We start from the raw sequence: 12,527 nt of genomic DNA, 5'->3' as shown, positions 1-12,527 counted from the left end.
TAGATGAAATCGTAAACTCACTCTGTGAACAAATGTAATAATTAAACTGAAATATTGTTATTTTCTTTAAAGAAATCTATCAGGTTTTCTTAGATATTTATATTTCTGATTATTTCTTAGACCATCTGATATGATTCATCATAGCTTTAATATCCAGATAAGTATATTCCTTGGGTAACTCTTCTTTGATGCTGGATAGGGGAGTACTAGGCTGAATGTCTTTTAATCGGGGAAGAAGATAGTTTTGCTTTTCTTCGGAGATTAATTGATCTATGGATAATTCGCCCGTAAGGATAAATCCCGATAAATGACTTTCGATAGTTGTTGTAGATAAATTGCGTTCAGTAGCAATTTCTTTTAACGTTTTTCCTTCATTAAATAATGATAAAGTAGTACGTTGGCTATCTCCCTTTTGTGGTTTTGATTTCTTCTCGCTTTCGATAGATTCTTCTATTTTGGGAGCAGTTAACTGTTTAAAAGCAAGATCGGAAGTGAGTTTTATATTCCCATAGTGGATATGCTCTAGCTTTTCCAAAAGTGATAATAATGTCGCATGAATTTCGCGTACACCCTTCAAATATAGCTTGACTTTGGATGCTTTCTTTAGACTATTTATATGGCTTTCAATTGGTAAGATGATATTTTGTTGTAGGTCTTTATGGAAGTATTGCACTGCCTTTTTTACACGATCTTTTAATAAGTTGATATCCGGATCGGTTACTGATAGTATTGAGCTTAATTCTCTTCTGAAATTCTCGGCAATTTTCTGTTCTTCTATGGCTTTGTCATATAGTTGTGAGAACAAAGCTTGCATTTTTTCCTTTTCAGGAATGTTCTTTTCGGCAGCCAATTGATTTAGAGAATGAACACTGCGAACTATGGGTGACCAATCGAATGCTTTTTTTAATCGATCAGCACAATAGCGAGGTTTTTCTTCTTCTAATATTTGTTGAAGGTAATCTTGTTTTAACTCTTCTTTGCTAAATGCTATGGCATTCTGGTCGGTATGTATGCTATCGGCTGTTATACGAGAGAATAATACTATCCCATCGAGAGATGTACAACGGCTGAGTGCCACATATACTTGTCCTGCGGCAAAAGCTTGTCCTGCATCTATCACTACTCGGTCGAAAGTTAATCCCTGACTTTTATGAATAGTAATAGCCCATGCTAAACGAATAGGGTATTGTGTAAATGCTCCCAATTCTTCTTCCTGAATATTACCCGAATCCTCATTTAATGAATAGCGAACATTTCTCCAAGTTTCCTCTTCGAGTTCCATTTCGTTGCCATCTTCAAATCGTACAATTATTTTATCTTTTGATAGATGACTAATAACGGCTAGTTTACCGTTATAATAGCGTCGTTTTTCTCCCACGTCATTTTTTACGAACATTACCTGTGCACCAATTTTCAATACCAGATTAAAATCGGTTGGTAGTGAGTTGTCTGCAAAATCACCGGTTATTTTCCCCGAAAAAGAAACTCCCTTTGTTTGCAGATTATCAAGTTGTTCACTATTTATTTTGTCAGCTTTATAATTGTGAGTACATAAAACAATGTATCTGTTTTCGGCTGTTAATTTAAAAGATGGGTTGTAGCGTTGATTGAGTATTTGTAAATCACCACTTGTGGTACAGTTATTACGAATTCGATTCAAGATATCAATAAAAACCTGATCGCTTTGTCTGTAAATTGTTTTTAGTTCTACATAAAGTGGCATATTATTTTGTAATGCCTGAGCGTGAAAAAAGAATGGGGAAGGGTAGTATTGTTTCAACTGATCCCATTCGTGCTGTTGTGCTACGGGGGGTAACTGATACATATCGCCAATAAAAAGTATCTGAACTCCTCCAAACAATTGCTGATTGTTGCGATAGCGTTTTAGCATATAATCTATTGCATCCAACATATCAGCTCTAAGCATACTTACCTCATCTATAATAAGTAGTTCGAGTTCGCGTAACATCTCAATTTTCGACTTACGCAATTTGAAGTGAAAGTCGAGTTTCTTTTTTCCTTCCAGATTTGGAATAAATGGTTCGAATGGTAACTGCAACAACGAATGTAATGTTACACCTCCTGCATTTATTGAAGCCACTCCTGTTGGTGCTGCTACTATTACGTTTTTATCCACATTCTTGCGGATATAGTGTAGAAATGTAGTTTTACCTGTTCCTGCTTTACCTGTAAGAAAAACAGATTGAGAAGTGTTACGAACAATATCGGCGGCAAGTTTAAATATTTCGTTTGGTGATGTGGTTTCCATTCTTTTCTGATTATTATTACAAAGATAATTATATTAAGGTTGGATACCTAGCTTAGACAGGAAGGTAAATCTATTTCTTGTGAGAGAATAGTCTATAGCTCATATTAAAAAAAGAAAGTGCCTTGAATAGATATTCCAAGGCACTTTCTTTTTTTAATATTCTGTATTTGAATTAGGCTTCTTAGAGTCAATTAATTTACCACTACTATACGTTTCTTCTTTGTATATGGTTCCATTTATATACCCATATGTCCATTTACCATCTTTCTGCCCGTTTATATATTTACCCCTTGACTTCACATTTTTATTATCTCTGAAAATTTCGGCATATTCACCATCTTTTTGCCCTTTATCATTATTATTGTAGGTTTCAATATAATTACCACCATTACTACTTGTGAAATATGTAATTTGCTTACCTATTTGTTTACCATTTACATAGTTATGTTCCGATTTTATGGCGCCCTCCGCTGTATATTTTTTTATTACACCGTTTTCTTTGCCTTTTAGATAATTGCGTTCAGTCTCAATATTACCACTAGGATAATATGTTATCTTCTTTATTAATTCACCATCTTTATAACCTTCTGTGAGCTTTTTGGTCCCATCTGTTTTGTTGTATTCCCATAAACCGTTTTTTTGACCATTCAGGTAGCTACCTTTTTCTTTAATAGTACCATTGTCATATACCTCTGAAAATTCACCTTCGCGTAACCCATTTTTATAGAAAGCAGTTTGCAAATAATTAATATTATTTCCTGTAATATTCATGATGGATTTACCTTCTGCCTTGCCATTTTGGTAGTTGATTTCGGACCATAGTTTGCCATTTTCATTGTAACTGCGATCTATACCGTCTTCAATTCCATTTTTCCATTTTTTTTCAGACTTTATACTTCCATTTGGATAATAGTTAAATACAGTGCCGTCTATTACGCCTTTTACAAAGTATGCTTTACTTTGTATCTCTCCATTAGGATAATAGTGTATATTTTCCCCGTCTTTATAACCATCAATATAGTTGAGAACTTTGACTAATTTATTATCCTGAAAATACTCCCACTTTCCAGTGGAAATACCCTCTTTAAATTCGGAGTCAATGTATTCGGTAGAGTAACCTGTGATAATTCGTACTTTACCATTTATTACGGAATCTTGTTGATTTGGTTTATGAGCAAATTGACGACCATCACCTAGATTTATTATTTCAATGTTGTTGATGGTTAATCTTTCTTGTGCATAAGGAGTAAAAGTACTGGTTAACGAAAAAATAAATAATAATGTAAGAAGATGTCTCATTGTGAGTTTGATGTGTGTTTATTGTTAGTTAAATACATAAGTAAATCGAATTGCAAAGATAGAAAAAATAAGTAAGGGTTAAATTTCTCTGAATGGTGTGAAGTTTATCGGATGTCTTTGTTTAAATTAGATTGAATGTAGTTGATTGATATACAATGTGTTATTAATGTTTCTGTAGTCTGCTTTTTGTTATATAAATAGTTAGATTGAAAGTCATAAAATATAAAATTTGTTTCAAAAAGGAGAATTTATAGAATCAGTTTGCTACAAAAAAGAAATGGTTGTCATCCCGACAACCAATCTTCATTATTAACCTTAAATCTAATACTATGAAAAACACATACTTTAAACATTTAACTCTAGGAAAAAGTTCTATGAATTATCTCTATATTTCAATAGACGTTTCTGATAACTCAATCCTCAAAGAAAAATCTTTTATATTGGTTTATTTCCTAATACTCTTATTCGGATTTAGAGCACTTATCTTATACGATAAATTCTGCTCTTTATTATCATAACGTATTGTAAAGGAAAAAGTTCTGACTTGTTCGTTAAAAATGTTTAGAGGTTTAATATCGTTTGAATTGATGCTGAAATATGGAATATATAATTGTATTTCTGCACTCCTTTATGTGATTGAGAAATGAGAGTTTTCACTTCTTCGAAACCGGTATTTAAGTATAACCAAAAGTAATGGCGTATAATATTTTTAGAGTATGATTATTTGATAATATTTTATAGCTTTGAAATATAAATGGAGGATGCAGACCTACTTGTTACTTTGGCTAAAGTATTATAACCAAAGATGCTTAGGGTTGCGTAATATGAATTATATAAAAATAAAACTTATGAAAACTCTTACAAACGAAAAGTTGACAATTATTGGAGCTGCAGGTATGATAGGTTCTAATATGGCACAAACCGCCATAATGATGGGACTATCATCCGAAATCTGTCTATATGATCCATATCCAACAGGTCTCGAAGGTGTTGCCGAAGAATTGCTTCAATGTGGTTTCGAAGGTGTAAATCTAACATATACTTCCAATGTGGAAGAGGCATTAACCAATGCTTCCTACATAATATCTTCGGGAGGTGCTGCCCGTAAACAAGGTATGACACGTGAAGATTTATTGAAAGGTAATGCAGAAATTGCGATTGCTTTTGGTAAAGACATCAAAACGTATTGCCCTAATGTAAAACATGTGGTTGTAATATTTAATCCTGCTGATATTACAGGGTTGCTTACATTATTGTACTCGGGATTGAAACCTAGTCAAGTAAGCACACTTGCTGCATTAGATAGTACCCGATTGAGAAACGAATTGGCTAAACATTTTAAACTTAGTCCTGATAAAATCAAAAATAGTCGTACCTATGGAGGTCATGGAGAAGAAATGGCTGTGTTTGCATCAACCACTACGGTAAATGGCAAACCTTTAAATGATTTGATTGGGAGTTCCGACTTAAGTGCTCAACAATGGGAGGATATAAAACAAAAAGTGATACAAGGTGGAAAACATATTATAGATTTGCGTGGTAGATCGTCATTCCAAAGCCCTGCTTATCTATCAGTCGAAATGATTCGTGCAGCTATGGGGGGCGAACCTTTTAAATGGCCTGCGGGTGTATATGTTTCCAATCAAAAATTCAATCACATAATGATGGCTATGGAAACTACCATCGATACGCATGGAATTTCGTATAAAGAAGTAGAAGGAACTCCTGCTGAATTTGCCGATTTGGACAAGAGTTATAAACATCTTTGTGATTTACGGGACGAATTAATTAATTCAAATGTGATACCTCCGATTAGTCAATGGAAATCTATAAACAGTAATTTACAGTAACCAGAGTTTTCTATCTCAATAATATATAGATAAGTTCTATACATGAATAGAAAAAAGATAGTTGTGAAAATACAGCTATCTTTTTTTATGAAATAAGGTTGATTCTGAATTACTTTAGTTCTTTTTGTTATATTAGTTTTATTAAGTATTTTTTAGATAAAAAGGCAGTTTGACTACACTATTAAACAAAAATAAACGATTATCTGAAACAAATTTTCTACTTTAGCACCTTACCTATATGACAAAAAGAGTTTAAGGATTTTTGATACCCTATTTTTAGACAAAATATATTAATGGAAGTCAAGGATACATATAATGCATTATTTGAGGAAATTCGGAATGACAATACTGAGGCATACCGCAATTTGTACAGCCAATTTTATGCACCTTTATGTATGTTTGCCCTACGTTATATTCAGGATTCGAGAGTTGCAGAAGATTGCGTACAGGATGTTTTCTTGAAAATATGGAAAGACCGCCAAAAAATTATAATTTCAACTTCTGTTCGTTCCTATCTGTTGACATCTGTCCGCAATATGTGTCTCAATCTGATTGAGAAACAAAAGCTCGAACTTACTTACGAACAATATATTCTTACCAATTACGATGAATACGAGGCCGAAGATTTATATTCGGTTCAGGAACTTACCCAATTAATAGAAAAAGCAATAAACAAACTTCCTGAGAAATACCAAACAGTGTTTCGAATGAGCCGTTTCGAAAATTTAAAGAATAAAGAGATTGCCGAACAATTAAATGTGTCGGTAAAAACGGTTGAAGCATATATGACTAAGTCTTTGATGATGATTAGTGTAGAGCTAGGTAAGTATTATCCTGTATTGTTAATTATTTATTTTCTCGAAAAGATTTCAAATAATCCCTAGGGTATCGCCCCTCTTCTTTGTCTATTATATAGAAAGCCTTTTTTAATGATAGTATGGACAAAGAGAAATTAGAAAACTTAATCAATAAATTTTTCCTCAAACAATTGACGCTTGATGAAAAAGTTGAATTTGAAGATATACTAAAATCTTCGGATGAAGCTCGTAAATTGTTCCGTCAATGGAGTTTTATCCAGCGAGGTGTCGAAACTATTCAATTCAATAAGACTTGTACTCCACCCGAACTAGATATCAACGTTAGAGACCAAAAAGAAAAATCAAATCGAGTAAATCTTTGGAAGCAACGTATTATAAATATAGCGGCAGTTCTTACTATTCCATTATTAATAGGTTTCCTGTATTTGTTTTTAGAGAAAAGTAGTTCTTTAGAGCAAATGTCGCATGAATTGAGCTATACCAATACCAATAGTAAAGCAATTCTTATCACATTGCCCGATAGCTCAAGGGTATATCTGTATGCAAAATCAACACTCAAATTTCCAAGTGTCTTTACCAAAAACGAGCGTCACGTAAAATTGACGGGTGAGGCTACTTTCGAAGTTGTATCCGATCCTGAAAATCCTTTCTATGTAGAAACCCTAGATGGAGCGAAGGTTAAAGCTTATGGTACAAAGTTTAATGTATATGGATATGAAGATGATGATATTGTACAGGTATATCTTGAAAGAGGAAAAGTAAATTTTAGTTCACCTTACTTAAGTGAAGCTACTGCTATGAGAGCTTCAACTAAACTTGAATTTAATCGTAAAAGTAAAAGTATTCAGGTTTTACCTTCCGATGCATTCGAATATGAAGCGTATGAAAAAGGAATTTTATTATTCAGAAGTACTTCATTAGAACGAATCACTAAAAAGCTATCCAGAGTATATGACGTCGATATAGAAATAAGAGACAATCAATTGCGTCATTATCCTATTACTGGTGTATTCGAAAATAAATCGATTACTCAGATATTGGATGTTCTGGAAATGAGTTCACCCGATTTGAAATGGAAGAAAGAGAAAGAGAAAATAATATTATATAGAAAACCTTAAAGTCAGATGTTTAGCTCGTCTTGTGAGCTCATGTTGTTGATTTTTAGTTAGTTATTTTTGACATTAAAAGAGAATAAACATTAAACAGTGCTTAACAGTAGTGTAACATGAGTTGGTTTTCTTTGACGTGCATAAAATAATATTAAACAAATTATCTAAGTATGTGTACATCAGTTATTAAACCAACAAAAAAACGAACGTTATTTTTTATTGAAATAATTAACCTAGAGCCATGAAAAAGAAAAAAGAATTTTTAGGAAAGAGATATCGATATCTCTTGCTGGCTGGATTGTGTTTGTCATCATTCACAGCCTATGCAAAGCAGAATATTTCAATTTCATTGAATAAGCCTCAAGCAACAGTAAGAGACGTATTGAATGAGATAGAGAAAAAAACTGCTTACAGTTTTGTGTATAATGATCGCCTAGTAGATGCAAATAAGATTGTATCTGTAAAAGCAACCGATAAACCTGTATCGGATATTCTAGACGAAGTATTTGAAAACTCTAATATTTCTTATACAATAGTAGATAATCAGATTGTATTGTCTGCCGGAACGAAAGAAGTTCAACAAGATCAACAAAGAACAGTAAGAGGTACTCTAAAAGATGCTCAAGGTATAGAGCTTCCCGGAGTAAGTATAATTGTAAAAGGCAAAAGTACAGGAACAGCATCTGATTTAGATGGAAATTTCAGTATTGAAGTGCCCGAAAATGGAATTCTTGTATTTAGTTATATCGGTTATCTACCACAAGAAGTCAAAGTGGGAAGTAAATCGGATATAAATGTTGTGCTAAGAGAAGACAACAAAGCTTTAGATGAGGTTGTTGTTGTAGGTTATACTACTCAAAAGAAAGCCGACTTGACGGGTGCAGTATCATCTGTAAAAATGTCTAATCTGGCAGATATGGCAAATATGGATATCAACAGTGCCTTACAAGGACGTATGTCGGGTGTGACAGTCTTACAAAGTAGTGGTGCACCGGGCGCAGGTACATCAATTCGTATTCGTGGTATGGGTACTTTTGGAAACAACGATCCATTGTATGTTATCGATGGTATGCCTGCCGATAATATGAATGATGTGAATCCGAATGATATAGAACGCATTGATGTTCTTAAAGATGCTGCTTCGGCTGCTATTTACGGTTCGCGTGCTGCTAATGGAGTAGTTATTATTCAAACTAAAAAAGGTAGTAAATCGGATAGAGTAAATGTAAGTTTCAATACATTCCAAGGATTCTCTAAGCCTCAACGAAAAATCGACTTGTTGAATGCTCAACAAAGAAATATGATTCACCTTGAAGCATACGAAAATGACTTGAATGGAGCTACACCAAGTGCCGAAACTGCTGCTAAAATGGCTTATTATAAGAGTCCTTTTGCACAGGAAACAAGAACAGATTGGCAAGATGAGGTATTCTCTAACTCGGCTTATCAAGGTAATTATGATTTATCGGTTGCCGGAGGTACTGAAAAAGTGAAATATAACATTATGGGTGGTCACTTAACTCAGGATGGTATATTGAGAGGAACTAACTTTAAACGTACAACTTTCCGTGTAAATACTGAGACAGAAATAATCAAGAATCTGAAATTTGGAGAGAATCTGATGATTACTCACTCTAAACAAAAGATTGTTCCAGATATGTCTGCTTCATCAGGTGCTATTATTTCAGCTTTACGTGCAGATCCTTCTGTACCTGTATATGATGAAGATGGTAACCTAAGCGGAAGCGGTAAATTGGGAGCAGATATTCAAAACCCCGTAGGTATAATAAACAGAGCAGACCGTACAAGAACCAGAGATCGTATTTTTGGTAACGTGTATGCATCATACGGTATACTCGAAAATCTTACTCTTAAAACTGATTTTGGATACGATTGGTCTAAATGGCAGGACAAATGGTTCTCGGCACGTGTACCCGAGGCTGGCCGTGCTTCCAATAATAATGAGTTGACTCAAAGAGATTGGCAAAGTACAAGGTGGATCAATACAACCACATTGAAATATGACAAAGTAATAGATAAACATAAGTTTATGATCTTAGGTGGATATTCGTATGAAGAATTCGATATGAATTACACCAATGCTCGTGGTACTGATTTTATTTCGGAAGATCCTTCTCAACGTTACTTAAGTGCAGCAACTAATATTGCTTGGATGCAAGGTGGACGCGAACAATGGGCGCTTCAATCGTATTTTGCTCGTTTAGATTATTCTTTTGCTGACAGATATTTACTATCGGTGAATTTCCGCGGTGATGGTTCTTCTAAATTCTCAAAAGCCAATCGTTGGGGTTACTTCCCATCAGTGTCGGGAGGATGGCGTATTTCGGAAGAGCAATTCTTCGAACCATTGAGAGCTTCGGCAATTCAAAATCTTAAAGTACGTGCAAGTTGGGGTAAATTAGGTAACCAAAATATATTCAGTAATTATCCAACTAAGGTAATCATCCAAAATACAACAGATGACGATGGTTATAATGTAGTATTTGGTCAAAATGAAACTGCTACAATCGGACGGTATGAAGCTTCTTTGGCAAATCCTAATCTAAAATGGGAGGTTACTACACAAACCAACGTTGGTTTAGATGTAACATTCCTTAAGAATTTCGATTTTACATTCGATTACTATAATAAAAATGCAACTAATGTATTGATTCAAGTACCTGCTCCTTCTCTTGCCGGAATAACACAAGATCCTTGGCAAAATGCAGCAGAGGTTCAGAATACAGGTATTGACATGAATCTTTCATACAATACCAAAATCAACGATTTACAGGTAAATGCATATGGTAACTTTAGTACTGTAAAGAATAAAGTACGTTCACTAGGAACGGGTAGTAGTTCTTTCTTTACAAGTTCATATAGAGGTACTAATATATCTAGAACTGTTGCTGGAGAGCCTATTGCTCACTTCTATGGTTATAAATCGGATGGAATATTCAAGAGTGAAGAAGAAATCAAAAACTATAAGAATAGTGCAGGAGAAATGTATCAACCTAATGCAAAACCGGGTGATATTAAATTCTTGGATGTAACGGGAGATGGTAAGATTGATGGAAGCGACAGAACCAATATTGGTAGTGGATTCCCTAAATTCTCATACGGATTTGGTACTGACTTTAATTACAAAGGATTCGATTTAAGTCTTTTCTTCCAAGGAGTAGCAGGATATAAGATTTTCAATGCATTGAAATACGAAGGTATGTTTGTTGATCCTAGATACAACCAATATGCTGATATCATGAATCGCTATCATTCAGTTAATAATCCGAACGGAACGTTACCACGTGTAACCATTGAAGATAAGAACTCGAATCAAAGATTCTCAGACTACTATGTAGACAAAGGTGATTATCTGCGCTTGAAAGTGCTTACATTCGGTTATACTTTGAATAAAAATGTATCCAGAAAAATAGGAATGCAAAACGTAAGATTGTACGTTACTATGCAAAATCTGTTCACTATTACAGGTTATAAAGGATATGATCCCGATTTAGGAGAAGCATATGCGGATGATGTGGATGTTAGCGGAGTTTCTGAAGTGGGAGTAGACAGAGGACAATTCCCTCAGCCTAAGACATTCATCATGGGTATTAATATTAACTTCTAACAAATGAATATCATGAAACTATATAAATTAATATTTTTCCTTCCATTATTCGTGCTCTCATCTTGTGATCTGGATAGAGAACCTTTCGGCGTATCGAATTTTTGGAATTCCGAAGCAGATGTATGGCTGGGATTGAATGCAGCATACGAACCATTTTATAATGAAGAAGGATTTGGACGCGGTCATTTTTGGACAGGTCCTGCCAGTGACGATATGGTAATCAATCGAAATAAGAATGACGATGATCAGTTGACTAAATTTATTGCTACTTCTAATGCCTCAGGTGGGCAATTCAGTAACTGGCAACTCATGTATCGTACTATTCGCCGTGCTAATGATGTGATGGCAAATACTCCTAATGTAACAATGTCTGACAAAAGCAGAGATTTGATTATGGGAGAAGCTAACTTCTTATGTGCATATACTTATTTCTATCTTGCTAAGAGATATGGAGGATTACCTTTTTACGATTGGCAAAAACCTTTGGAAATAAATAAACCAAGAGAAACTAAGACCGAAACATATATTCGTATAGAGGCTTACTTGAAAGAAGCTATCGCTCGTTTCGAAGCTCAGGGTGCATGGACTAGAGATAAAGATGCTCTTGGACGACCCAATCTAGGTGCAGCTTATGGTTTATTGGCTAAAGTATATGCTCATTGGGGCAAATATGCAGAAGCTAAAGCAGCAGCCGAAAAAGTAATCAACTCGGGTAAGTACTCATTGAATAAAGCTAATAATAATGGATATGCTAATTTGTTTTCTCTTGCAGGAGAGAAACACGATGAGGTTCTTTTCAATCTTGTAAATAAAGGTGTAAGAAATCAAGGAACGGTAACTTCTGTTATTCTTCTTTCGGGAACTTTATCGGGTGGCACAGGATGGTATTATTTTGCACCAACAAAGAGCTTATATAATGCTTTTGCCGAAGGCGACCTACGCCGTGAGGTAACTATGGTGGGAGCCGGTGATACAATTCATTATCTAGGAAAAGAAACTGTTCTGACCTCAGAAATGATAAATGATATGACTACCGGATATATGTGTACAAAATATGGTGCAGCTTATAATGAGCTTACTGCATGGGACTGGGAAACCGGTGCTGATGTGCCATTGTTACGCTATTCTGATGTATTGTTGATTCATGCTGAAGCCGAGATATTCTTGGCAGGTGGAGGTCCAACAAACAGAACTAAGGGTGTAGCCGCTGCTGCATCGTCGTTTAACGAAGTACATGTTCGTGCTTTTGGAGGCAACTTAAGTAAAGCTATTGCTGCTCCAACATTTGACGATTTGGTAAAAGAGCGTCGTTGCGAATTGGCCTACGAAGATGAGCGTCATTACGACTTGGTTCGTTGGGGAATCGCTAAAGAAGTGTATGCAGCAGAAACTACAGCTACAGATCCAAGAGGACCTCGTAACTTCGACCCTGTAAAGAATGCACATTTTCCTATTCCACAAAAGGAAATCGAAAACACAGATTATCTGTTAGTGAATAATCCAAAGCCAGGATATTCAACTTTTGAATAATTAATAAAGTCTCAGACTTTTTTA

General features: G+C 34.8%; 7 protein-coding genes. 5 read left to right on the top strand and 2 right to left on the bottom strand.

Annotation, left to right across the window (positions count from 1 at the left end; translation table 11 throughout):
• Window positions 1-109: 109 nt before the first annotated feature.
• Together IR022_RS12910 and IR022_RS12905 are read right to left on the bottom strand one after the other, a co-directional pair.
• Window positions 110-2,269 carry a helix-turn-helix domain-containing protein gene (locus IR022_RS12910; protein WP_194204015.1) on the bottom strand — a complete coding sequence of 720 codons (2,160 nt, stop codon included), beginning with the start codon at window positions 2,267-2,269 and terminating at the stop codon, window positions 110-112.
• A 153-nt stretch (window positions 2,270-2,422) separates the two neighbouring features.
• Window positions 2,423-3,568, bottom strand: coding sequence for a toxin-antitoxin system YwqK family antitoxin (locus IR022_RS12905; protein ID WP_194204014.1), 1,146 nt, complete (start codon window positions 3,566-3,568; stop codon window positions 2,423-2,425).
• Window positions 3,569-4,416: 848 nt separating this feature from the next.
• Between IR022_RS12905 and IR022_RS12900 the strand changes: the two genes are divergently transcribed.
• The 5 genes from IR022_RS12900 to IR022_RS12880 all read left to right on the top strand — a co-directional run bounded on the left by IR022_RS12900 (window position 4,417) and on the right by IR022_RS12880 (window position 12,503).
• A complete protein-coding gene (locus IR022_RS12900; protein ID WP_050708193.1) occupies window positions 4,417-5,418 on the top strand; it encodes a malate dehydrogenase in 1,002 nt (333 codons plus the stop codon).
• 293 nt (window positions 5,419-5,711) lie between these two features.
• Entirely contained in the window at window positions 5,712-6,302 is a 591-nt protein-coding gene (locus IR022_RS12895; RefSeq protein WP_050708192.1) for an RNA polymerase sigma-70 factor, read from the top strand.
• Between the two features lie 53 nt (window positions 6,303-6,355).
• Window positions 6,356-7,354, top strand: coding sequence for a FecR family protein (locus tag IR022_RS12890; RefSeq protein WP_194204013.1), 999 nt, complete (start codon window positions 6,356-6,358; stop codon window positions 7,352-7,354).
• A gap of 232 nt (window positions 7,355-7,586) precedes the next feature.
• On the top strand, window positions 7,587-10,973 hold the full coding sequence (locus tag IR022_RS12885) for a TonB-dependent receptor (protein ID WP_194204012.1): 3,387 nt from the start codon (window positions 7,587-7,589) through the stop codon (window positions 10,971-10,973).
• 12 nt (window positions 10,974-10,985) lie between these two features.
• Window positions 10,986-12,503 carry a RagB/SusD family nutrient uptake outer membrane protein gene (locus IR022_RS12880; RefSeq protein ID WP_194204011.1) on the top strand — a complete coding sequence of 506 codons (1,518 nt, stop codon included), beginning with the start codon at window positions 10,986-10,988 and terminating at the stop codon, window positions 12,501-12,503.
• Window positions 12,504-12,527 lie beyond the last annotated feature (24 nt).

Source organism: Dysgonomonas sp. GY617 (assembly GCF_015233815.1).
In the GTDB taxonomy this organism is placed as follows: domain Bacteria; phylum Bacteroidota; class Bacteroidia; order Bacteroidales; family Dysgonomonadaceae; genus Dysgonomonas_A.
The sequence above is the reverse complement of the archived record's forward strand: the minus strand, read 5'-3'. Positions and strand labels throughout refer to the sequence as shown.

Excerpts from the sequence above, each read along its gene's own strand:
- IR022_RS12910 (WP_194204015.1), bottom strand. The coding sequence starts at position 2,269 with ATGGAAACCACATCACCAAACGAAATATTTAAACTTGCCGCCGATATT.
- IR022_RS12905 (WP_194204014.1), bottom strand. The coding sequence starts at position 3,568 with ATGAGACATCTTCTTACATTATTATTTATTTTTTCGTTAACCAGTACT.
- IR022_RS12900 (WP_050708193.1), top strand. The coding sequence starts at position 4,417 with ATGAAAACTCTTACAAACGAAAAGTTGACAATTATTGGAGCTGCAGGT.
- IR022_RS12895 (WP_050708192.1), top strand. The coding sequence starts at position 5,712 with ATGGAAGTCAAGGATACATATAATGCATTATTTGAGGAAATTCGGAAT.
- IR022_RS12890 (WP_194204013.1), top strand. The coding sequence starts at position 6,356 with ATGGACAAAGAGAAATTAGAAAACTTAATCAATAAATTTTTCCTCAAA.
- IR022_RS12885 (WP_194204012.1), top strand. The coding sequence starts at position 7,587 with ATGAAAAAGAAAAAAGAATTTTTAGGAAAGAGATATCGATATCTCTTG.
- IR022_RS12880 (WP_194204011.1), top strand. The coding sequence starts at position 10,986 with ATGAAACTATATAAATTAATATTTTTCCTTCCATTATTCGTGCTCTCA.